The sequence below is a fragment of the Xenorhabdus sp. TH1 genome (assembly GCF_037260955.1).
In the GTDB taxonomy this organism is placed as follows: Bacteria; Pseudomonadota; Gammaproteobacteria; order Enterobacterales; family Enterobacteriaceae; genus Xenorhabdus; species Xenorhabdus griffiniae.
Window position 1 is genome coordinate 2,341,817 of record NZ_CP147734.1, and the last position, 23,199, is coordinate 2,365,015.

A 23,199-nucleotide genomic window follows, 5' to 3' on the forward strand; every position below is an offset into this window, starting at 1 on the left:
CATAAGGGGGCTTACATGCCCCTTTCTTTTTGAGGTGAGCATGATTGATTCAGATAAAAACTCGCCAACGTTTAACAGTTACGCCAGTGTTGAAGATTTAAGGCAATTTGCTACTCAACGCGGCTATTCCCTGCCGGATGATAGTGTTTTGCCGTCCTTATTGTTTCAGGCAATGGATTACCTATCCACTAAACAGTGGAGGGGGAGTAAAGCTAATAAGAACCAAGCGCTGGCATTTCCAAGAAAGGGGATTTATGCCGATGGTGAGTTAGTGCCGGATGATGTTATCCCCAAGCCGATAATTCAGGCACAATGTCGGCTAGCTATTGATTCATTGGAACATGATCTGACCCCCACAGTCGGTGGTGAAGTCGTGTCTGAGGCTGTCAGTGGCGCAGTATCGGTAACGTATGCAGAGGGCACCAACTCAGGCAAGCCCAATATGTCGTGGTTTTATTCTACGTTGCGGGATTTTCTGTCTGGTGGCGGTGCTACATTCAAGGTTTTCAGGGGGTAGCTATGAAATTCTACCCACGAATGCAAAAAACGTCTGAACGATTGCTAAAAAAATATGGCGCCGAATTTCAGGTAAAACGAAAAGGGCAGTATTGGGTGGATGATGAAGGCAAAGAGCATCACGAACCGGAAAAGCAATTCAGCGCGGTCGGAGTAAAAACCAAGTACAACCCTAATGAGGTTGACGGTTCACTGATACTGTCTACGGATATCAAGATGGTGTTTTCGCCTGATATTGAGCTAAAAAAAGGTGATCGTGTGCTGGTGGACAGTGTTTGGTTGAGGGTGATTGAGACTAACCCAATAAAACCTGCTGATATCGTACTCTGTTACCAATCTCAACTGAGGGCATAATATGGCAGATCCATTTATGACGTCCATTGATGCGTTTGTGAATAAAGCAAAAGGTAATATTGAAGCTGCATCAAGAGGGGCGTTTATCAAGATATTGTCACGACTGATTATCATGTCTCCTGTTGGCAACCCTGAACTGTGGAATGTCAATCAAACAGCAAGAGAATACAATCAGGCTGTACATGATTGGAACGAGCAGCAGCGGTTAGATCCTAAAAATTTAACCCCAAAAAAACGGCAGCTAAAAAAACGTGCTCGCGTCACTGATTCTATGGATATCAAAGTACCGCCCGGATACACAGGCGGTCGATTCAGGGGGAACTGGCAGGTGACCTTTGATGAAATCCCCACAGAAGAGACAGGGCGCATTGATAAAAGCGGCAGTATGACTAAAACCGTGGGTGATTTGGTTATTGGGCAGTTTAAGGTTGGGGTGAAATCGGTCTATTTCTCAAACGTTGTGCCGTACGCCTATCGTCTGGAAATGGGGCATTCGAAACAAGCGCCAAATGGTCTGGTTGCAGTAACAGCACAAGAATTTCAGAAATTCTTTAGTGAGGCCATTACAGAGGCGAAATCATGAACCAGTCAACAATAAATAACGCTATTCGGGCGCTGGTGGCAAAAATAGCCAGACAGGAAAATCTTAAAGCGGCTTGGCCAAATATGCCGTTTGATGACATCAACGAACCGTACCTGCAATTACATATCATGCCTGCAACGACGCAGAATATTGGGCTATCGCTGGATATGCCGCTCTTCCGTGGTGTGATTCAGGTAAATGTGGTAGGTAAATCTAGTTCCGGTGATTCAATGTTAACTCACCTTGCTGATCGGATAGCGGGATACCTACAGAACGGTTTGTCATTGGCCGAAAGTTTATATCTCAACGATGAGCCAGGCATCCTTCCTTCCATTCAGGATGGAACCAACTACACCATTCCTATACGTACATCTTATCAATGTAACGCAATTCGATAACACAGCCGCAAATGCGGTTTTTTATGCAATAATAAGAGGTTAATGATGGCCTATAACATCCCTAATGGTTCCCGTGTTTATATTGCGAGTAAATATGGGAATGAAATCAAAGTAATATCAGCGTCTAACGCAGAAGAGTCAGTGCTGACGGTTGAATCAGCTACGGGCATAGCTAAGGATGATATCGTTCATGTCAATTCTGGCTGGAAAAAAGCCTCTGGTGCTTATCGTGTCAAGGCGGTCACGGAAAAAAATATTACCCTAGAAGGATTGGATACCACGGATAAAAATGTATTCCCCGTGGCGGGTGGTGCGGGTTCATTGAAAAAAGTGCTGGCGTGGGAAGTAATGCCGCAGGTGATGACATTGTCTACGGAAGGTGGTGAACAACAGGCGCAGGAAGTTCAGTTCTTGGAAGATGAACAGGCAGAAACGTTTGATACCTATAAAAATGGTGTTGTTCAGGTTTACACTTTCGCCCATGACGCCAAGTTAGCTATCCGTAAGCTGCTCATGAAATTGGACAACAGTAAGCAGATTACCGCCATTCGCTTCTATAACAAACGTGCAGCAGAAGACCGCTATTATATCGCGTCCGTATCGTTCCAGAGTGTGCCGAATACCGCAATGAACGAAGTGGAAAACGTCACCGCGCGCTTCTCTCTCAAATCTGACATGCAGATTTACACCAACGCAGAATAATAATCGCCCCGTCATGGGGCTTCCTTTTGAGGATTTTTTTAAATGGCTAAGTTTACGCTCGTTCCTAACCCTAAGTTCAAAGCAAATGTATTGATCCCTGTAGCAGGCCAAGAAAAATCGGAGGTTGTGACTTTCACATTTCATCATAAGCCGATCAGTGAATTGGATAAAATGCGGGAAATGCCAGCTCAGGAATTCTTTGAGAAAATTGTTGCTGATTGGGCGATAGAGGAGCCTTATAACGCCGAAAATTTGAAATTATTACTGGATAACTACCCATCCGCAACTACGGCAATCACCACGACCTACTACAACGAACTATTGGGTAATCGCGAAAAAAACTGATCGCGGTCGCTGAGGCGATGTACGGGGGAATGAGTTCCAAAGATGCTGCTGATTTTGAGCGGGCTTTTGGCTTCCTCCCGGACGAGTGTGATGTTGAGGTATGGCCTGATGTATGGGATTCTTACCAGACGTTTAGTGCCATGAAAACGCAATGGCGTGTTGGTATGAACGGCGCTACAGGGCTGGATTACACGCCATTAAATCAGGTCATGGACTATCTCAACATCAAAGACAAAGCGATCGTATTTAACGATATTCGGGTAATGGAAGTTAAGGCACTCGAAGTAATGCATAAGAAGTAACGACTCCTTTTATGACCTCCCTAGTGGAGGTTTTTTATACCCGAAGGAAAATCAAATGACTGATGTTGCAACTATCTCACTAAAGGTGAACACCTCTGACCTTGAAAGGGGTGAGCAAAAGTTAAACTCATTCAAGAATGCTGCTGACAAGGCCAGCAATTCCACAAATAAGTTAACCAGCCAGTCAGAAAAAAGCGCAGCCGCGTCTGCTGCGATGGCTAAAGAAATTGACCGGATACACCGAAGTGTTGCTGAGTTGGCTGCAAAGGAACAAAAAGCCATAGCTTCAAAAGCCCTTGCAGCGGAACAAGATAAAGTTGCAGAAGCATTCTTTAAACGGATTGATGCCATTAAACGCGATGCTACTGCGACAGAACAGTTAACCAAGATTCATGCTGAGGCTAGAAAAGCCCGTCAGTCAGAGAAATTAGATCTCGAATCCTACCGCAATATTATTTCTGATATTGTTGGCAAAAAGAAGCAGATGGCTGAGGTTGATGCAAGGCAGGCATCAACAACGGGTCAGGCGTTCCTTGCCAGATTAAAAGACCAACTGGCAACACAGAATCTCAGCCGTAATGAATTGCTGAAATATCGGGCGGCTCAATTGGGTGTGAGTTCGGCGGCAGAAATTTACATCAACAAACTCAAAGAAACAGGTAAGGCTACTAGCGATTTAGGCGGAAAAAATAAATCGGTTATTAATAGCCTTAAAAATATTGCCAGCGCAATAGGAATGGGTGGCCTATTGCGTGGGGGTGGGATTGGCACTGTAGTTACAGTAATAGGGAGTGCAGCTAAGATTGCCTATACCGCAGAGAAGGAGTTCACCGAATTCAATAAACAGCTCATTCTGACGGGTAATTATGCCAATAAAACCGCCAGTCAACTTAATGAGATGGCGCGTGTCATGGCGGGTAATAGCATTACTCGGTCTGAAATGGCTGCATCTGTTGCAAGCGTCGTTGGTACAGGGCTATTCAGAGATAATGAAATATCCCGTATCGCTAAATCCGCACCCTAGAGCTGCAAGGCAATACCACGGCCGCGGCCAGAATCGCTATTGATGCCTATGCGCAATCTATCAACGATGGTGCGAACGATATAACCCAAAATCTGGGGTATCTTGAGTCTGCATGGTTAGGGGTGCAAAATGCTGCTAAATGGGCTTGGGATTCTATGCTCAATAAAGGCAGAAAAAACACTCTGGATGAACAAATCCGCGACAAAGAAGAGCTACTTAAAAGCCTGAGTAATTTATTCATCACACCACAATATAGAATTGATGGGTTAAAAACTGAGATAGAAGCCCTCAAAGAAGAAAAGTTTCAGATTGATCTCAAGGGTGCACAGGAACAAGCCAAAAAGAACACCGAACAGATAGAAATCCAAAATTTTAGGATTCGCCAAAAATGGCATAATAACTATGCAAGCTGGAAAACTAAACGTGACGAGGAATTAGCAAAACTAGAGGCTGAAAAATATGCGTTAACCAAAGAGCAGTACGAAGAGTATAAGAAACAGATAAACTATAAGCACCGTGACCGCCAAATGCCCGGTTCTCGAAAAGGCAGAAAACCTAAATCTGAACCTAAATTCAGAGTCGATGCCGGTACTCGTGAAGATGAGAAAGCCGCTCGCGACTTATTGTCTTTACAATCCCAACTAGAAGTACTTAAGAAGCATCAAAGTGTTGACGATATTATCAGCCAGCAGCGTAAAGATCTCTGGAAAGAACAAGCACAGTTTAACATTCTCGAAGAAGCTGCTCGCACTCGCAAGCTGACATTGGATGAAAAATCACTGCTAGCCAGCAAAGAGAGTATCTTAGCACAAAAAGAAAAGCTGGCTGTCATTGGTGATGAAGTTGAAGCTCAGAAAAAAATCAACGCTGAACTGGATCAGCAGCACAAACGAGTCGCTGAAATTGAAGCCAGAACCAGAGCTATGATTGAAAGTGCTGGCAAGTCTGATCGAATTTATCAGCAGGAAATTGCTTTAGAAAAAGCAGAATCGCCAGAAAAAAGAGATGCGTTAACGAAGCACTTCAAAAAAGAAGAGGCTTTGAGAGGTAACTGGGAAAAAGACATTCAAAAAGGTTTTGCTGAGTTTCAAGACCAAGCCACCAATACTTACGCTAACGTTGCTCAAATCTCACAAGCAACATTTGCTGGGATGAGTAACACAATGGCTGATTTTCTTCTCACTGGTAAGGCTAACTTCGCTGACTTCACCAAATCAGTGCTTGAAATGATCACCAAAATGCTTATGCAGATGGCTATGTTACAAGCTATGAAAGCCGCATTCGGTGGTACTGAGTTTGGTAAGACGTGGTTCGGATATGCTGGTGGCGGTTACACTGGTGATGGTGGTAAATATGAGCCTAAAGGCATTGTTCATGGCGGCGAGTTCGTCTTCACCAAAGAAGCAACAATGTGTCTCGGTGTGGCTAACCTATATCGATTAATGGATAGCACCAAGAAAGGCTATGCTTCTGGTGGTCACGTTGGTGGATCTCAGCCAATGACTATCAGCACCCCAGCTCCGATAATGTACGGAATGCAACCTGTGTCCGGTGGAGTTACTTTGGTAATGAGTGGCGATATTAATATCGGTGCACAACAACAGCAGCAAGTCACATCAACCGATAGCTTAGCAGTCAGGCGTGAATTCCTGCAAATAGTTGAGGTTGGCGTTAATCGAATGCTAAATAATCCTGCATCTGCATTATATCGCACTATCAAAGGGCGTTAACGAAGACAGGAATATATTGGAATGGATTCCGATATACTTTGATTAAGATTTACTAATCTAAATAAAAAGTAGAGGTGATGATGAAAAAGTTAGCATGGGTGGCGTTACTATTACCAATGGTGGTTCAAGCTGAACAACCAGATAAAGATTTTATTATTGAAGCAGTAAATGATGTCTGCTCCCAGCATACTGACCCTAAATTTTGCCGATGGCAATTAGAAAACATTACTGCAATTTCGGGGATAATTTCACTAAGTTATGCTAGGGACTGTTGACGTTTTGCGAGGGATTATTAGACAGCATGATGATTTGGTATAATTACTTTCGCCAAAAAACAACCAGACCTCACCATCATGCCGCGAACTATGTTAACAGATCTCTATTGGAATAAGCTATCTGCATTAATGCAACATACCGGTTGGGTTTATGACAAACCTGAACACCGTTTGACCTTCGAAGGGATCCTTTACCGAATGAGAACGAGCATCCCCTGGCGCGATTTACCGACAAAATTCGGTAAATGGAATAGCGTCTTTTCACGTTTTAATGCCTGGTCGAAGAAAGGTGTTTTACAGCTTATTTTCAAATGGTTATCTGATATTGCGGATACAGAATGGTTGTTTATTGATGGAACTCTTGTTCGTGCTCACCAGCAGAGTGCCGGAGCCGCTTCAGATAACGATGAGGCGATTGGTAAAAGTCGTGGCGGGCGTTCAACCAAGATCCATTTAGCGGTAGACAGCGGAGGGTTGCCCGTTCATTTTGAACTCTCCGGAGGACAGGTTCACGATAGTGTTCACGCAGAAAGTCTTGTCTCTGAGTCCCCCTCATCCGAAGTCGTTATCGCTGACAAAGGATATGACAGCCAGCGTTTCAGAACATTTATTGAACAACGAGAAGCCGCCCCGGTGATCCCTTACCGCAAAAATAGTCGAAAAGCAGGCCAACATATTGATAACTGTTTATACCGTTACCGCCACGTGGTGGAAAATGTGTTTGCCAGGATTAAACATTTCCGAGCAATAGCAACAAGATACGATAAACTTGAACGGAATTATGCCAGCATGGTGGCACTGGCATTTATCATTGTCTGGTTGCCGATGTGGGGTGATTGAATTATGACCTTAAAACATCAACAGCCCCTAATGACGGATGCTAAAATCACTCATCTCTTCTACTTCACAAAACTGAGCCTGAAAATGTTCTATTTTAGCGCCCGGAGGCCCACCCTGCTCCAGCCAATGTGTTAACATTTTGATTTGTGCATCATTGCCACAAGCGACAATCTTCACACTTCCATCATTCATATTACGAACATATCCCGCCAGCTTATTTTTCTTTGCCCAACGGTAAGTGTGATAACGGAATCCAACTCCCTGTACCCTGCCGTAAACATAAATAGTCATGCTGCATTTAGTCATCGTTATATTCCTCCCAGATAAGATGGTAAGAACTTTGAAACGTTAAACCCACTTTTGTTATTGTATTTTATATACGCAACAGCTAATCTGAAATTATGAGATGGCGGTCACATGCCATCCTGATTTCAAAAATCATGCAAAATTCCGGCTACCATCACCGGGTGCGCGCTTGAAATTTACCTTACCGCCCTTATATAAGAGTCATTGCAAGGTTTCTTTGGAGGTGGCTATGATGATCGCCAGCAAATTCGGTATCGGCCAGCAAGTACGACATAGGTTGCTGGGTTACTTGGGTGTTATTGTAGATATTGATGCTGAATATTCTTTAGAACAACCGCAGGAAAATGATATTGCATCTAATGCTACCTTACGTTCAGCGCCGTGGTATCACGTTGTGATGGAAGATGACAATGGTCAACCTATTCATACTTATTTGGCAGAAGCCCAATTGACTTACGAAACATCAGATGAACATCCAGAACAATCTTCTCTGGATGAGTTAGCCGAATCTATCCGCAGTCAATTACAAGCGCCACGGCTACGAAATTAAATACTTTTATTACCGTTAACCAATCACTCTAAGGTGGTGAATAATAAACCAATCGCTGCCTTATTCACTTTTCTATCCCCAACCGCGGGATTTCAATTTTTGGACAACGATCCATCACAACATCTAATCCTTCATTTTCTGCCAATAATTTTGCTTCTTCATTGATAATGCCACTTTGTAACCAAAGGACTTTTGCACCAATGGCGATGGCTTCCTCCGCAACACCATAAACAGCTTCTGCGTTGCGAAATACATCAACCATATCGACGGGTTGTTTAATATCAGATAATTGGCTCACAACTGGCTGGTTCAATAAAGTCCGTCCTGCCAGTTTAGGACTGACAGGAATAACTTGATATCCCTGCTTTAGTAAGTATTCCATGACCTTATAACTGGGGCGATCTGTTTTCTCACTCGCTCCAACTAACGCGATGGTTTTTACTTTTCCCAAAATATCCACTATATATTGATCATTCATTTTGTCCTCCCATATTCTCCACAGCATTTTTCATCTGGTTTATCTGCTACAGTGTTTATGATAAATAATTCATTTATATAAAGGCATCTCTATGGAATCAACTGTTCGCACCTTACCTGAATCGAAAAAAATTGCGCTTGTCGCACACGATCATTGTAAAAACTCCTTGCTGGCCTGGGTTAATAACCACCATGCTTTGTTAGAAAAACATACTTTATATGCCACAGGAACGACGGGGCATTTAATTCAGCAGAAAACAGGATTGCCTGTAACGAGTATGTTAAGTGGGCCAATGGGAGGTGATCAACAAATCGGTGCGCTGATTTCGGTAGGCAAAATTGATGTTTTAATCTTCTTTTGGGATCCTTTGAACGCGGTTCCCCATGATCCTGATGTTAAAGCTCTGCTACGCGTGGCAACGGTTTGGAATATTCCTGTCGCAACCAACTGTTCAACCGCCGATTTTCTTATCAACTCAGCACTTTTCTCTCAATATGTTGATATTAGCGTGCCAGATTATCAGTGCTATCTCAATGAAAGATTGCGGTGATTTCAACAGGCATCAGGAATGAAGTTTAGGGTTTACGCTGAATCGGTACGCCCAATTGTGCCAGTTGATGAATAAAAATAGATGGGGTTTCCGGTTCCTGCATTAACCAAACCTGCTTTTTTGCTCGCGTTAATGCAACGTATAACAGACGACGCTCTTCTGCATCAGGGAAACTTTCAGGTTGTGGCAATAAAACTTGCTCTATCACAGATTCTCGTGCTGGTGCCGGAAAACCGTCTTGACCCTGTTTCAATCCCAGTATAATGACATAATCCGCTTGCTGCCCTTTAGCTGCATGAATTGTCATAAATTCAACCTTCAAATTTGGCCAACGAGTCGGTGCTTTTTTCAATAATTCAGGTTTGAGATAGTGATAACGTGCCAATAATAAGAGGGTTTCCTGCCTGGTCACATAACCACTTATCTTATTAAGTAATGCCTCTAACTGCTCTTCAGGTAAAATAACAACCGATTTTTTGCTGCCTTTTACCAGGCTACTGAGAGACTTTTTAAATTGATAAGGATTTTGTTGCACAAATTGGTTGGTAATTTCCCCAATACGGTCATTAAGACGATATGTCGTATCCAATGCACACTCAACGCCTTTACCAAAGTAGGTTGAAAATGCTGTCGTTAACGGTAATTCAGCACCACTAAAGCGATAAATTGCCTGACAATCATCTCCCACCACAAATAAATGACTTTGCTTATTTTGTGCCTTCAATGCCGTTAGTAATCTGAGCGCCAAGGGGGAAATATCTTGAAATTCATCCACCAGAATATGTTTCCACGGGCTGATAAATCGGCCTTTCTGTAAAATATTCACCGCCTGATGGATCAAACCTGGAAAGTCGACGGCCTCTTCAGACTTCAATGCTGTTTTCCAGGCTTTCAATAAAGGCGCCATCAGCCGTAGACGTTTTTGAAATGCATCAATATAAGCAGTAGGTGCTCGTTCAAGCATCTCTTTTTGACTGCCGCCCTGCATACGCATTAATTCCAGCCAACGTTCTAAACGGACCGATAAACGAATCGCCAATGACTTATCATGCCAATATTCACCTTCCGGCAATTGCCAACCCAATTCTTCATTCAACCATTCTCGCCAACCTTTAGCCTGTGCTTTTTTTTCTCCGCACTGTTTTTGCCATTCTTGAACGAGAAAATCACGGCGCTTTTGCAGATTAATTTCCAGCTCGCTAATTTTTGGCGGCTTATTACTGCCTTGCTGAATAATATGCAATGCCAGAGCATGAAATGTTTTTGCTTTTATTTCTTGGATTCTCAAACGAGCCTGAATACATTCATTCATTTTATCAGCAGCCCGACGATCGAAAGCCAACAACAAAATTTGCTCAGGAAGTACGGATTGACGTAATAACAACCATCCTGCGCGCGCAATTAAAACAGCAGTTTTTCCACTGCCCGCTCCCGCTAATACCAGAATATTTTGCTCACCATTAATCACCGCCTGACATTGAGCGCGATCAAGTGGTGACGTTTCTATTGTCTGGAAAAATTGACCATATTCCACCAGCATATGATCAACCCATTGTCGGTTCAGCGTTTGAATTATTTTTTCACCAGCCTTTAACCAATCCAGACAAATCTCATAATTGTTCCGACAATTTTCAAATTGCGTGACTCGTTGTAATGGCAAAGGTAAAGCCTGAAATGTTTCCTTGATTTGTTGTTGTATAGAAACTAAATCAGCGGCTTTTAGCCAACGATTCTGTTGTTTGATTTTAGCTATTTCATTTACTTGAACAGCCAAAACATCAGCACTGACATCGCTCATATCGAGACTCCATTTTTGCCATTCTTTTAATAGATAATGGTAAAAACGTTGTGTTTGCTGCCATTCAGTACCATGCAAGCGAACGACTTTTCCTTCTGGCAGTTCAAATTCCAATTCCCCCCAAACAATCCCTCGCTTACACTGAATACCAATTAATTGATTAAATGGAATAAGGTACTGGTGCTTGTCACCGCTAACTTCAATGCCAGCATTCAGTAGACGTACCCGATTATAAGGGTGCCGAGCAAGGCGTTGGCCAATTTGCGTTGATTTTAGTTCCATTGTCGTGGCACCGTATCTGAAAATTGTTGAACGATTTCATCATGTAAATGTTGTTAGGAGTATTTTGTGCTAACGGTCTTGTCCCGCTCCCGCCATTTTCTGTATAACAGTCACACTCTCTATTATATCCGTATATTCATTGCCCTGACAGGAACCACTCTCATCCCCTGGCTATTGGGGAAAGAACTCAAAATAACAATTCCACTGCTGTTGGGTGTCGTTGCAGCGGCATTAACTGACCTGGATGACCGCCTGGTTGGACGATTACGTAATCTCACTATTACCTTGATTTCTTTCTTTGTTGCTTCAACTGCTATTACACTGCTGTTTCCCTATCCATGGCTTTTCATGCCTGGTTTGACAATATCCACTTGTGGCTTTATCCTGCTTGGTGCTCTGGGACAACGTTACGCCACCATCGCTTTTGGTGCTTTACTGATAGCCATTTATACCATGCTCGGTTCGTCAATCTTCCCTGTCTGGTATCAACAGCCTTTGTTACTGCTTACTGGCGCTATCTGGTATAACTTGCTGACGTTAACAGGCCATTTATTATTCCCTATTCGCCCCTTGCAAGAAAATTTAGCACGCTGTTACCAGCAACTTTCAGTGTATCTCTATGCTAAAACCAGCCTGTTTGATCCCGATTCTGAGGCTGAGGAATATAAACAATCTGTATTTGATGTCGCCATGGCGAACAGTGCGTTAGTCGCAACGCTCAATCAGGCTAAAAGTTCTTTGCTTAGTCGTTTGAAGGGAGATCGGGGACAACGAGGTACTCGCCATACATTGCACTATTATTTTGTAGCCCAAGATATCCATGAACGTGCCAGTTCATCCCATGTTCAATATCAAAAACTAAGAGAAGTGTTTCGCCACAGTGATGTTATGTTCCGCGTCCAGAGATTGCTTTCCATGCAAGCGCGGGCATGTGAACAGGTTGCACAATCTATTATCCTGCGTAAGCAATATCAACATAACCCGCGGTTTGAAAGTGCGTTCAGCTACCTTGAAAGTTCGATTGAGCGTTTAAGAAATCAGCAAGGTACTGATACTAAGATTATGGCATTTGATAATTTGTTGAAAAATTTACGTGCCATTGACGCCCAATTAGCTGGCCTGGGTTCAGATCAATATCTGCTTTCCCAAACCAACTCCCTAAAAGATAAACAAGAAGAAACGCAGTTATCTGAAGAAGATTTAACCGGCTGGCGTGATATAGGGTTTAGGATCAGAAGCCACCTGACACCACAATCTGCACTATTCCGCCATGCTATTCGTATGTCCATTTTGTTGTGTACTGGCTATGCCATTATTCAGCTATTTGATTTACAGCGTGGGTATTGGATCTTGCTCACCAGTTTATTTGTCTGCCAACCGAACTATAGCGCCACTCGCCGCCGTCTGGCCTTACGTGTGATGGGTACACTGGCGGGAATTTTAATTGGCCTACCCATTCTCTATTTTGTCCCTTCCATTGAAGGCCAATTAGTATTGATTGTTATTTCTGGTATGCTGTTCTTTGCCTTCCGTAATAGTCAGTATGCACATGCAACGCTCTTTATCACGCTGCTGGTATTACTGAGTTTCAATTTATTGGGTGAAGGATTTGAAGTAGCGCTGCCAAGAATCATTGATACATTCGTAGGTTGTGGTATTGCTTTACTTGCCGTGAGTTTCATCTGGCCAGATTGGCAGTTCCGCCAGTTACCTCAAGTAATTACCCGCACAATGGGAGCGAATTGCCGCTATCTTAGTGCAATTTTAACCCAATACCACCAGGGCAAAAGTAATAGCCTGAATTATCGGATCGCCCGTCGTGATGCGCACAATTGTGATGCTGAACTGGCATCAGTGATCTCAAATATGGCCTCGGAACCCAAAAATTATCGTATCTCCCAAGAGGCCGCTTTTCGTCTACTATGCCTCAACCACACTATGCTAAGCTATATTTCTGCATTAGGCGCTCATCGAGATAAACTTAACGATCCGGCAATCTTAGAAATTCTTAATAATGCAATCTGTTATGTTGAATCCACATTAGAGCAAGACCAGATGAATGATGCGATATTGCAAGCGACGGTGAATAGTTTGTTAGAAAAAATTAATCTGATACCTTCTGAAAGTAACAATAAAGTCCAGCTTATACTACAACAAATAAAATTACTCATTGAGCTATTACCGGAATTTGTTTATTTAAAAAAGCAAATTAGTGATCAAGAACCACACTAATCATTTATCGTTACCCCAAAATATTCTGTCGTCGCATGAAACCGGGATATAGTAGGGGCTCCCGCCCCTATTCACCAAATCTCACTTATTATGGATGCTTGTCTGAATTATAGTGAACCAGCTCACTATGCCAGCTAATTAATTCATCACGTAATTTTTCTGGTAATACCGCAACATGACAGCCTTCTATTGCACCTGCTAATGCAAGCAACAAACTGACATTTGTTTTTTTCCTATGTTGCTGGAGCTTAAGGTAAGTCGCTTTTGCCCCTAATATTCTTAATTCTTCTACTTTAGAAATACCCACTTTCCATAACTGTCTTTCTAAAGCGATCCCTAAATTAGGAAGATCTTTAAGCCTAAGCGGTATTTTTTGTCTATTAATTATTTCTTTCATTGTGTATTGATAGGCTAAATTTACATATTCAAATAATTGTTTTTGATCCTGCCAAATTGATTCGTTAACACGGTAATACCGCAAAGTCACAGGTATTCCTCTTTTTGAATAAATAAATTTTTCCATTCCCTTGGCTTTAAATAGTATCTCAGCGTGACTATTTCCTCGTAAATAAAGCTCTCCATCAGAACTAATGGCAAATAAAACATCATCAATTAACAATCCAATGCCACCAAATTGAGATTTCTTCTTAAGCTTTCCTAGTGAAGATACACCATGTTGCAATTGAACAAAACGAGCTCCAGATAAAAACATTTTTTATCACTCCATGAATCACATTCCAAAGTAATGTTTAATCATGCCTTCTGTTAATAAAATAGATAACCAGAACAATTAATTAAAACCATACGCAATCTATTTTCAACTGCCAATCGTTAAGACAGAAAAATCCTAATTTCTGTAAATTTTTGCGAAGTGCTTTGAAAAAAAGAGGCTTGCTTTTAATCAAATATCGTTATACTGTATAAATATACAGTTTATTGTGGCGAGGAACATTATGAACATCCGATCAGCATGGAAATATCTCACTGAGAAAAAAACAGCAGCTGCCAGCACAACAGTGAACGAGCATAAAACAGACAAAAAAATGGTTGGGATGACCATGAAAAGCGTGTCTTTTGCACAATCACATCAATGCACCTCACACACGATAAAGGGCATGGTCAGTGAACTGGTTTACAATGAACACCAGCCAGTCATTAATCACATTCTTCTTCCTTTATTGCACCAATCTGGAAAGGAAAATCGATGGTTACTTTGGGTAAGTCCTAATAAGAAGTTAAGTCGCCAATGGTTAATAGATACCGGGCTTCCCTTAAATAAAGTTGTCCAACTAAACCAAATCCGTCCTATTGCTTCAATTAGTGCCATGGAAAAAGCGCTGGCAAGCGGCAATTATAGCGTTGTATTAGGTTGGTTACCGGAATTATCAGAATATCAATTAAATACGTTACAAATAGCTGCCAAAAAGGGTATAACCCTCGGTTTTATTATGCGGCCACAAAATTTATTACATCCATTTATTGCACAAAAAAATAGGCTACAAATTCACTCTAATTATTATCATTGACTTAAATTAGGATTAATCTCAATATTTTTTATTAAAAATAAGCTACTCATTGATAATCATTATTGTTTTCAATGAAAATCAATATATTAATAGTGTAAGTATTGTAAGTATTCGTCAAAAATACTTATGTTTTGTCAGTCGCTAATTAAATTTTTTGTGTCATGAGTCACAGTGTACTTGTAACTTTTTAACTTCGTTGTAGACTTTACACAGTTTAGGGAGTTGTGCTTGCCGTTCTTATATTTCAGAACACATCTTCTGATTAAAGCATGATTGCCTAACAGAACATTTTAACCAGTGGCTAACAATAAGGCTTTTAAAGCCAATTGCCTATTTGGATGATAACGAGGCGTAAAATGAAAAAGACAGCTATCGCAGTAGCAGTGGCAGTGGCAGTGGCAGCTTTCGCAACTACTGCTCAAGCAGCTCCAAAGGACAACACCTGGTATACCGGCGCTAAACTGGGTTGGTCTCAATACCATGACGTAAATTTCTACGGCAATGGTTATGATAACCGGATTGGCAACGGTGCTGCCCATAAAAACCAATTAGGTGCAGGTGCTTATGTCGGTTATCAAGCAACCCCATACTTGGGCTTTGAACTGGGTTACGATTGGTTAGGCCGCATAGCTTATAAAGGCAGCATTGATAATGGAGCTTTCCGTGCCCAGGGCGTTCAGCTAACGACTAAACTGAGCTACCCAGTGCTGGACAATCTGGATGTTTATACACGTCTTGGTGGTATGTTATGGCGTGCAGACTCCTCTGCAACCTACAATTCCGACTCAATAGGCGGAACTGGTGAAAAAAATCAACGCAGGCTGAAAAACAACGACAAAGGTGTTTCTCCTCTGGCCGCGATTGGTGTCGAATACGCATTGACCAAAAATCTGGCAACCCGTCTGGACTACCAATGGGTTAACAACATCGGTGATGCCACTACCGTTGGTGCCCGTCCAGATAATGGCCTTCTGAGTGTAGGGGTTTCTTACCGTTTCGGACAAGATGAAGCTGCACCGGTCGTTACCCCAGCAGCACCTCCAGTTGTGCCAGCGCCAGCGCCTGTCGTTGAAAGCAAGAGCTTTACCCTGCGTTCTGATGTTCTGTTCAATTTCAACAAATCAACCCTGAAAACAGAAGGTCAGCAGGAACTGGACAACCTTTATAACCAACTGGCTAAAATCGATCCAACCCAAGGCAAAGTTCTGGTAGTTGGTTACACTGACCGTATCGGCAGCCAAAACTACAACCTGCCACTGTCTCAGAAACGTGCCCAGTCTGTAGTTGATTATCTGGTTTCTAAAGGTATCCCAGCAGATAGCATCCAAGCAGAAGGCCGCGGTAAAGAAGATCCTGTCACTGGCTCTACCTGCGACAAAATTAAAGTTCGCTCTAAACTTATCGACTGCCTGGCTCCAGATCGTCGTGTAATCATCAACATTCAAGGTACTACTGAAGTTGTGACTCAGCCAAAAGCGGCTCAGTAATACTATTCTAATCGATTTATCAAAAGCCCCATTTAAAATGGGGCTTTATCCCTATTTATTGGCAGGATTATTTCCCTAATATTGCTTCCAGATCCTGTTTCAAACTCGACATTTGGTGAGTATATTTTTCTCGATATTCAGCATCTTCCAATAGCTGTATGATTGTTTCTGACAGGGTATTGCCACGACGTCGGGATAGCGCTGAAAGCCTCTGCCAAACATGAAAATCCAAATCAATGGATTTCTTACGTGAGTGTTGGTGTTCAGCATTAAAATGACGTTTACGCCGTGCCCGAATCGTTTGCTTCATTCGGTTAGACAAATTCGGATTCATATGCAGAGCAATCCATTTCAGTACCTTGACTGGCTCGCTTTCTAAATTCATTAATTCATTGACTGCATTTTGCGCAGCACTGTTTTCAATGTATTTAGTAATCGGCTCACCTTCACGGTGTTTTTTTGCCAAATAAGCCCATTTCCAGCCACACTCCAGATTTTCCAGTTGCTGATATTTCATTTCATCTCTCAGTGACAGCGTAACTTAAAATTAAGCATAGCAATTATTTCTTTAGATTGCCCATAACAACACAAAATATCGGCATAGTTTACAAGTAATGGAAGCGCTAGCCCAAATATCGTTTCTTTCAAAATTCTGGCATGTTGGTTCATTGCTTAATCTTGTATAATAAATGTTTCCCTTTTCACTATATGATGTAGCTATCACTTTGACGAATATAAAACTAGACTGGCAGGCATTACAGCCAAACAATGCGCCTTATCAGGCACTCTTTAATTCTGTCGCTGAATTCACCCCCATTACAATGGATGTGGTTCAACCCAGGCTGCATAGTGGGTTATCCCTTTTTTGTCAGGCCTCCCTACATCAACCTTTTATGCTGCTGAAAGCAGAAGAAAGTGATGTTTATCTGTCTCTTCTATCCAATACTATTTCTTCTTTGTTACCGGAAAGCCATCCAACTATCGGTGGTTATTACCAAATAGAACACCAAACCATTACCTGGCACGCTTCAGGGGAAGGTATTTTCGCCCCAACTGAACGGGTTGCTTACCGTGAGTGGATTGAGCCAGAACAGTTATTTGGCAATGTCTATACACACAAAGGGATACTTCAACTACAACCAGGCCTTATCCATCAAGTCAATGGTGGTATCTTAATTTTGCCTCTGCGTACCCTGCTCTCTCAGCCATTGATGTGGGTTCGTCTCAAGCAGATGATTATTCAACACCGTTTTGACTGGCTGTCACACGATGAAAATCGTTCCCTGCCACTACCAATACCTTCAATGGAGTTGGATCTACGTCTGATTTTAGTCGGTGACAGGCTCAGCCTTGAAGAACTACAGGCCATTGAACCTGAACTAACAAGCAGTGCATTGTACGGCGAATTTGAACTGGATATGCCCTTCCATACAGAAGATGATCTAACAATATGGTGCCAGTACGTTAATGGCATCATTCAGCAACAAAACTTGCCACCATTAAGTGCCGATGCTTGGCCTGAGTTGATTCAATTTGCTACCCGCAATATAGAAGATCAATTTCGGTTACCCCTGGATATTCAGTGGATACAGCAAAAATTGGCAGCCGCAACTCATTATCAGCAGGAAAAGCAGATCACCAAACATTCCCTGCAACAAGCAGAAGATAATCGTACCTGGCGCCATAGCTATTTGGCTGAACGCAGTATAGATGACATTCTGAAAGGCCAAATATTGATCCATACGCAAGGCTCAGTTATCGGCCAAATCAATGGGCTATCCGTGCTCGAATATCCTGGCCATCCTGATCCAATGGGTGAACCTTCCCGTATCAGTTGTGTTGCGCATTTAGGGGATGGAGAATTTATCGATGTAGAACGTAAGGTTGAATTAGGCGGCAATATTCATGCAAAAGGCATGATGATCATGCAGGCTTATCTAATTTCTGAATTGAAATTAGAACAGCCACAACCATTCTCAGCTTCGATTGTATTTGAACAATCCTACGGTGAAGTGGATGGGGACAGTGCTTCACTCGCTGAATTGTGTGCCCTTATCAGCGCGTTGTCACAACAACCTATCGATCAGCAAATTGCCGTTACTGGTGCTGTAGATCAATTTGGCTACGTGCAACCTATTGGTGGTGTTAATGAAAAAATTGAGAGTTTTTTCCGTATATGTCACTACCGAGGGCTAACTGGCCATCAGGGCGTCATTATTCCAACCACAAATGTTCAACACTTGTGCCTAAAGCAAGATGTTGTTGATGCAGTAAAGAATAAGCAATTTCATATTTGGGCAGTTGAGCATGTTTCTGAGGCTGTATCATTGTTAACGGGTGTTCCTTACTACGATCCACAAAAAGAACACTTGTTAGCTATAATACGTGAACGCATTACACAAGCTAATATTCAAGAACGACCTCGACTTCCTTGGTTTCTCCGTTGGCTAGATTAACTCCATTGTTATCTGATCGGAGTTGTTGGGCGTACAAGTGTACGCTATTCTCTAGCCTTACACGATTATAAGGCTATCTGAAAATATGTTTAAAAAACAAGAGTCCTACACGAAAGAAGAACTTCAAGCCTCTGGGCAAGGTAAATTGTTTGGTGAAAATGGGCCACCGCTGCCTTCTGGCAATATGTTGATGATGGATCGCATCATAAAAATGACAGAAAACGGCGGTACTTACGATAAAGGGTATATCGAGGCGGAGCTTGATATCAATCCTGAGTTGTGGTTTTTTGATTGTCATTTTATCAATGATCCTGTCATGCCCGGCTGCCTTGGCCTTGATGCCATGTGGCAGCTTGTCGGTTTCTTCCTGGGCTGGATCGGTGGGGAAGGCAAAGGCCGAGCACTCGGCGTTGGGGAAGTCAAATTTACGGGTCAGGTATTACCAACAGCTAAGAAAGTGACATATCGCATTAATCTCAAGCGTGTCATTAATCGCAAATTAATTATGGGCCTGGCTGATGGTGAAGTTCTGGTAGATGGCAAACTGATTTACACTGCGACTGATTTAAAAGTAGGTTTGTTTAAGGATACTAGTGCCTTTTAATCAACTTTTATTAGCAACCCTCTCTGTCTTTGATGCTGAACACCTCCGCTAAGCGGAGGTGTTTTTCTCTTTTGGATTAACTCACACACGATCTTCTTGCGCTTGGCGCCATCCCCCTAACCAATACGAACGAGCATCCAATGAATGATAAGGACAATATTCCCGTGGACGTCCCAAAATGCCTGCATGATAGCCTCTGGAAAGTGCTCTTGCTAAACGGTCTCTTTTCTGTCTTTTCATGCCTTACTTCCTCACTTGTTACTATGAAGATAAAATAATGATCGTTTTTATCCGATTGGCTCCGGTGCTCCCCCTATATGAAATAAATATCAGGCAAAGATATGCATAACTTGGTTAATGTTACAAAGAAAGTTGCCTGGCAATAGATTTGGCTAACTGACTATAACCTTTAGCTAAAGTCAGTACTAATCCAGAATAGCCATCTTTTTCCTGTTTCAAATTAAGGTTGAATGGCTGCCTAATTACCCTGTCTGGGTTCGATAATATCCAATAGCCTTCAATCAATACCTGGCCATCATAGCGCCCGTGAAAAGCAGTTATTGTGATATCCAGCGCATCTACATCTTTTTCTAATTCCTGTTGAGAAACCAAACGATGTGGAAATGCTGCACTCAGTTCAGAAATTAATATTTGTTGTAACTGTTGCTGCAATGGGCTAGCCCATAAATGGTTCGAGGCATTGATATAACTCACCTCCCCTGTCTGGTACACAATTCCAGGAGCCGCAAGGTAGTCAGAAAGGTTAATCCTTTTTATCCACAGCTGCCGTTCATGTTTTGCCCCTAATTTATCTTCCTGCGAAGGTATCAAGTTAGCCAAAACCGGTAACTGATAATATGTTTTTTGTGGTTGGCTACTACTGCATCCCGACATAAGCCCACTTCCAACAATAAACACACTGACAGACATAAAAAATGCCAATCTTGAAATCAATTTTTTCATCAATTAGGCGCCTTTTTAGGTTCAGGATCTTTTATCGCTTCTGCTTCAAATACTAATGCATTACTCTTTTTATTGAGTGTTTTCAAAACAGGCTGCAATTCACGTAATACCTGCTCCAACTGTTGCATATTATCCATCAGCTTACTGTAAGCGGGTGAACCTGGCTGGATCCCCTGCATACTGCGGTTCAACTCATATAATGTATTTTGTATATCTTTAGGCAATTCCTGTGCTTCCTTACTTGCAAGAATGCGATTTAATTCATCCATTGTCTTATGTGCTGTTTGGATTGCCCTCTGGCTTTCTTTAAGTGTCTGTGTTGCCTGAACAAGCACCGGTTCAATCGGCATATTGTTGATTTTATCCAACATTGTGGTGAATTTTTGTTGAATTTGCGCCAAACCACTACTTACTGTAGGCAGAACCTTATAACCTGCTGTTTCATATGGGCCTTTCCAGGGTTTCTCATTAGTAAAAAAGTCCAGATCAATAAATAATGCACCTGTGAGTAAATTGCCTGGTTTCAAAGTAGCTCTCAAACCCCTGGCAATAATTTCCTTCAATTCTTTGTCTGTGTTGAATCCATTACCTAACTCTTTCACAAATCGTCCAGGCTCTACATGGATCAATACAGGAATACGAAAATCATTGTCGATACGTTGCTTAATGTCTTCACTATAAAAAGGCACCCTTGCTACCGTTCCTACCCGGATACCACGGAATTCGACAGGTGCTCCCTGCTGCAAGCCACGTACAGAATCAGAGAAAAATAGCAAAAAGTCTGTATGCTCTGTATACAGTGCGTTTTGGATACTTTTCTCGCTATCGTAGAGTTTAAAGATTTCCTTTTCCTGTACTGGATTACCCAGTTCCCAACCTTTTGGTACATCAAAACTAACCCCCCCTCCAAACAAGGTCGATAATGAAGCCATTTCAACCCGTATACCTTGTGATGACATATCAAATGTGACACCGCTGTCTTTCCAGAATCTGACATTTGTAGTCAGTAAAGCATCATAAGGTGATTTAACGAAAATTTGGTAACGAACCAATCGGGATGTTGGATCAAAAGTGCCAGCCTCAACAGAACCCACTCGATATCCCCTAAATAACACGGGATCCCCAGGAGTTAATCGCCCTGCTGTTTCATTGGTCAAAATCAGACGAATACCTTTTGCATCAGGGGAAGCAAGCGGGGGAGCATCAAGCAATGAAAAAAGGGTTTCTTCTTCACCTTGTGTGCCGGGTTGTAATTCGATAAAAACACCAGACAGCAATGTACTCAAACCAGAAACACCTTCACGGCCGATCTGGGGTTTCACAACCCAGAAGGCAGAGTCCGTACGTAACAAGCGATTCATTCCATCATTTAGGCGGGCTTTAATGATAACTTGCCCCAAGTTTTCACTCAAAGACACACTTTCAACAACACCAACGTCAACGCTGCGGCTTTTAATTTTAGTTTTACCGGCCTCAATACCTTCGGCATTAGAAGTAATTAGTGTGACTTCTGGCCCCTGATGGCTAAAATGATAAAACAGTATCCAAGCTCCAATCAGCACAGTGATAATTGGTACGATCCATACAGGTGACCAACTCTTTATTTTACGAATTCTGGCTTGAGTCAGATCTTCTTCTTTATCCGTCACCTTACAACTCCTCATTTTTATGTCGCTCAAATTTACGATTGGCTTTATCCCAAGTTAAACGCGGATCGAACATGATTGATGCAAACATAGTCAAAACAACAACCAGAGCAAACAGCACCGCTCCCAAGGCAGGATAAATACTCATCAGTTGTCCCATGCGAACCAGCGCAGATAGGACAGCAATCACGAATACATCAATCATTGACCAACGCCCAACAAACTCCACCATTTCATAAATAAAATTCATTTTTTCAGAATCATAGTTCGTTTGACTTTTTGCATCCCAGCATAGCCAACCAATAGCCAGCATTTTCAATAAAGGTATCATGATACTGGCAATAAAAATAACCATCGCAACCGGATACGAGCCAGAGCCCCAAAGCAAAATAATACCTTCCAGTATGGTGGAATTAATTTGCTGTCCTAGCGCTTGGGTCACCATGATAGGCAAAACATTCGCTGGAATATAAAGTATGGCTGATGTTATTAGCAGTGCCATTGTGCACTGAAGGCTATTACGACGACGGGCATCTCCCTTTGTATGGCAACGGGGGCACCGAGATTGTTGGGCGGGCAAGATTGCGGTACAACTCTGGCAAAGCCTGACACCTTGCACCAAGCCAGGTTTTCCTGCCTGCAAGGTATGGCAAACTTTAGGTGCCGGAGCAATTTCATTCCAAAACCAGTGCCTGTCAAGACACTGAAACGCTCTGACCTGAAACAAGCAAAACAAGCAGTAAGGGAAAAAACTCAGGCCGATGCTAATTTCCCCATGTGCCATAAGCTTAACAAAGCTGACCAACACGCCCGCAAGGAAAATTTCTGCCATACACCATGTCTTCATCTTAAACAAAATACGCGCCAACTCTATTTTCAAGCGGCGCGCCATTTTGACGTTCTGACATAAAAGGATGATAGCAACCATACAAAATGTCGGCACAAGCTGAACGAAGATCAAGAAAAGCGCAGCCATGCTGGAATAATCTTCGTTGAACATCACCTTGGGGATCTGAGTCAACTTTATTTCACTCACAATTCCCGCAACACTCATGCTAACAAAAGGAAACAGGCAAGCGAGAAAAAGCATGATTAATGCGCTTAATGCATAGCCTGTTGGTTGATTACGCGGTTCTTTCCACTTTGCTGTCAGTACCGTATTACACCGTGGACAAACCGCCTTTTTCCCTTGTTCCAAATCAGGCACAGCCACCAGCATGTCACACTGAGGACAAAGAACCAGCTTGTCATG

Annotated in this window: 27 protein-coding genes; 18 read left to right on the forward strand and 9 right to left on the reverse strand. The window is 42.4% G+C overall.

All coding sequences use genetic code 11. The features are described 5' to 3' along the window. Positions 1–40 precede the first annotated feature (40 nt). The 11 genes from WDV74_RS10305 to WDV74_RS10355 all read left to right on the forward strand — a co-directional run bounded on the left by WDV74_RS10305 (position 41) and on the right by WDV74_RS10355 (position 7,069). The gene (locus WDV74_RS10305) at positions 41–517 is read left to right on the forward strand and encodes a DnaT-like ssDNA-binding protein (protein WP_338882674.1); all 477 of its coding nucleotides are present in this window, start codon (positions 41–43) and stop codon (positions 515–517) included. Positions 518–519: 2 nt separating this feature from the next. Beyond that, positions 520–870, forward strand: coding sequence for a hypothetical protein (locus WDV74_RS10310; protein WP_338882675.1), 351 nt, complete (start codon positions 520–522; stop codon positions 868–870). A 1-nt stretch (position 871) separates the two neighbouring features. Then, positions 872–1,453 (forward strand): hypothetical protein, encoded by a 582-nt coding sequence (locus WDV74_RS10315; RefSeq protein WP_338882677.1) that lies wholly within the window; start codon positions 872–874, stop codon positions 1,451–1,453. Beyond that, positions 1,450–1,851 carry a phage tail terminator-like protein gene (locus WDV74_RS10320; RefSeq protein ID WP_338882678.1) on the forward strand — a complete coding sequence of 134 codons (402 nt, stop codon included), beginning with the start codon at positions 1,450–1,452 and terminating at the stop codon, positions 1,849–1,851. The genes WDV74_RS10315 and WDV74_RS10320 overlap by 4 nt, the downstream gene beginning before the upstream one ends. A 45-nt stretch (positions 1,852–1,896) precedes the next feature. Further along, on the forward strand, positions 1,897–2,553 hold the full coding sequence (locus WDV74_RS10325; protein ID WP_338882680.1) for a phage tail tube protein: 657 nt from the start codon (positions 1,897–1,899) through the stop codon (positions 2,551–2,553). Positions 2,554–2,595: 42 nt separating this feature from the next. After that, complete coding sequence (locus WDV74_RS10330) at positions 2,596–2,898, forward strand: phage tail assembly chaperone (protein WP_338882681.1); 303 nt, start codon at positions 2,596–2,598, stop codon at positions 2,896–2,898. Positions 2,899–2,927: 29 nt separating this feature from the next. Further along, entirely contained in the window at positions 2,928–3,200 is a 273-nt protein-coding gene (locus WDV74_RS10335) for a DUF1799 domain-containing protein (RefSeq protein ID WP_338882683.1), read from the forward strand. Positions 3,201–3,255: 55 nt separating this feature from the next. After that, positions 3,256–4,224 (forward strand): phage tail length tape measure family protein, encoded by a 969-nt coding sequence (locus WDV74_RS10340; protein WP_338882684.1) that lies wholly within the window; start codon positions 3,256–3,258, stop codon positions 4,222–4,224. Positions 4,225–4,346: 122 nt separating this feature from the next. After that, positions 4,347–5,954 carry a phage tail tape measure protein gene (locus WDV74_RS10345; protein ID WP_338882686.1) on the forward strand — a complete coding sequence of 536 codons (1,608 nt, stop codon included), beginning with the start codon at positions 4,347–4,349 and terminating at the stop codon, positions 5,952–5,954. Positions 5,955–6,034: 80 nt separating this feature from the next. Further along, positions 6,035–6,229: a hypothetical protein gene (locus WDV74_RS10350; RefSeq protein WP_338882688.1), complete on the forward strand. Its 195-nt coding sequence runs from the start codon at positions 6,035–6,037 to the stop codon at positions 6,227–6,229. Between the two features lie 78 nt (positions 6,230–6,307). Then, entirely contained in the window at positions 6,308–7,069 is a 762-nt protein-coding gene (locus WDV74_RS10355; RefSeq protein WP_338882689.1) for an IS5 family transposase, read from the forward strand. A gap of 27 nt (positions 7,070–7,096) precedes the next feature. Here the strand turns inward: WDV74_RS10355 and yccX are convergent, their stop codons facing one another. Continuing rightward, positions 7,097–7,375, reverse strand: a complete 279-nt coding sequence (yccX, locus tag WDV74_RS10360) for an acylphosphatase (protein WP_338882691.1) — start codon at positions 7,373–7,375, stop codon at positions 7,097–7,099. Between the two features lie 229 nt (positions 7,376–7,604). Between yccX and hspQ the strand changes: the two genes are divergently transcribed. Continuing rightward, complete coding sequence (gene hspQ, locus WDV74_RS10365; protein ID WP_189760833.1) at positions 7,605–7,925, forward strand: heat shock protein HspQ; 321 nt, start codon at positions 7,605–7,607, stop codon at positions 7,923–7,925. 64 nt (positions 7,926–7,989) lie between these two features. Here the strand turns inward: hspQ and WDV74_RS10370 are convergent, their stop codons facing one another. Then, positions 7,990–8,403: a CoA-binding protein gene (locus WDV74_RS10370; protein WP_338882692.1), complete on the reverse strand. Its 414-nt coding sequence runs from the start codon at positions 8,401–8,403 to the stop codon at positions 7,990–7,992. Positions 8,404–8,494: 91 nt separating this feature from the next. Between WDV74_RS10370 and mgsA the strand changes: the two genes are divergently transcribed. Then, on the forward strand, positions 8,495–8,953 hold the full coding sequence (gene mgsA, locus WDV74_RS10375) for a methylglyoxal synthase (protein ID WP_189759254.1): 459 nt from the start codon (positions 8,495–8,497) through the stop codon (positions 8,951–8,953). 25 nt (positions 8,954–8,978) lie between these two features. On the opposite strand, the gene helD is transcribed toward mgsA, so the two are convergent. Continuing rightward, the gene (gene helD, locus WDV74_RS10380) at positions 8,979–11,033 is read right to left on the reverse strand and encodes a DNA helicase IV (RefSeq protein WP_338882693.1); all 2,055 of its coding nucleotides are present in this window, start codon (positions 11,031–11,033) and stop codon (positions 8,979–8,981) included. A gap of 66 nt (positions 11,034–11,099) precedes the next feature. Between helD and yccS the strand changes: the two genes are divergently transcribed. Then, positions 11,100–13,265, forward strand: coding sequence for a YccS family putative transporter (yccS, locus tag WDV74_RS10385; RefSeq protein ID WP_338882694.1), 2,166 nt, complete (start codon positions 11,100–11,102; stop codon positions 13,263–13,265). An 88-nt stretch (positions 13,266–13,353) separates the two neighbouring features. Here the strand turns inward: yccS and WDV74_RS10390 are convergent, their stop codons facing one another. Beyond that, entirely contained in the window at positions 13,354–13,977 is a 624-nt protein-coding gene (locus WDV74_RS10390; protein WP_338882696.1) for a TfoX/Sxy family DNA transformation protein, read from the reverse strand. A 340-nt stretch (positions 13,978–14,317) separates the two neighbouring features. Here WDV74_RS10390 and sulA point away from each other — a divergent pair, with 340 nt between their 5' ends. After that, positions 14,318–14,791 carry an SOS-induced cell division inhibitor SulA gene (sulA, locus tag WDV74_RS10395; protein WP_338885583.1) on the forward strand — a complete coding sequence of 158 codons (474 nt, stop codon included), beginning with the start codon at positions 14,318–14,320 and terminating at the stop codon, positions 14,789–14,791. 356 nt (positions 14,792–15,147) lie between these two features. Beyond that, positions 15,148–16,278, forward strand: coding sequence for a porin OmpA (gene ompA / locus WDV74_RS10400; RefSeq protein WP_338882698.1), 1,131 nt, complete (start codon positions 15,148–15,150; stop codon positions 16,276–16,278). A gap of 67 nt (positions 16,279–16,345) precedes the next feature. Here the strand turns inward: ompA and matP are convergent, their stop codons facing one another. Further along, positions 16,346–16,795 carry a macrodomain Ter protein MatP gene (gene matP, locus WDV74_RS10405; RefSeq protein ID WP_338882699.1) on the reverse strand — a complete coding sequence of 150 codons (450 nt, stop codon included), beginning with the start codon at positions 16,793–16,795 and terminating at the stop codon, positions 16,346–16,348. A gap of 208 nt (positions 16,796–17,003) precedes the next feature. On the opposite strand from matP, the gene WDV74_RS10410 reads away from it, so the two are divergent. Both WDV74_RS10410 and fabA read left to right on the forward strand, forming a co-directional pair. After that, entirely contained in the window at positions 17,004–18,734 is a 1,731-nt protein-coding gene (locus tag WDV74_RS10410; protein ID WP_338885584.1) for a Lon protease family protein, read from the forward strand. Between the two features lie 85 nt (positions 18,735–18,819). Continuing rightward, complete coding sequence (gene fabA / locus WDV74_RS10415; protein WP_338882701.1) at positions 18,820–19,338, forward strand: bifunctional 3-hydroxydecanoyl-ACP dehydratase/trans-2-decenoyl-ACP isomerase; 519 nt, start codon at positions 18,820–18,822, stop codon at positions 19,336–19,338. Positions 19,339–19,419: 81 nt separating this feature from the next. Here fabA and rmf read toward each other — a convergent pair whose 3' ends face one another. The 4 genes from rmf to pqiA all read right to left on the reverse strand — a co-directional run bounded on the left by rmf (position 19,420) and on the right by pqiA (position 23,166). Then, a complete protein-coding gene (gene rmf, locus WDV74_RS10420; RefSeq protein WP_338882702.1) occupies positions 19,420–19,578 on the reverse strand; it encodes a ribosome modulation factor in 159 nt (52 codons plus the stop codon). A gap of 120 nt (positions 19,579–19,698) precedes the next feature. Then, positions 19,699–20,268, reverse strand: a complete 570-nt coding sequence (gene pqiC, locus WDV74_RS10425; protein WP_338885585.1) for a membrane integrity-associated transporter subunit PqiC — start codon at positions 20,266–20,268, stop codon at positions 19,699–19,701. A 32-nt stretch (positions 20,269–20,300) separates the two neighbouring features. Then, a complete protein-coding gene (gene pqiB / locus WDV74_RS10430; RefSeq protein ID WP_338882704.1) occupies positions 20,301–21,965 on the reverse strand; it encodes an intermembrane transport protein PqiB in 1,665 nt (554 codons plus the stop codon). Beyond that, positions 21,952–23,166, reverse strand: coding sequence for a membrane integrity-associated transporter subunit PqiA (gene pqiA / locus WDV74_RS10435; RefSeq protein ID WP_338885586.1), 1,215 nt, complete (start codon positions 23,164–23,166; stop codon positions 21,952–21,954). Before pqiA ends, pqiB begins: the two co-directional genes overlap by 14 nt. Positions 23,167–23,199 lie beyond the last annotated feature (33 nt).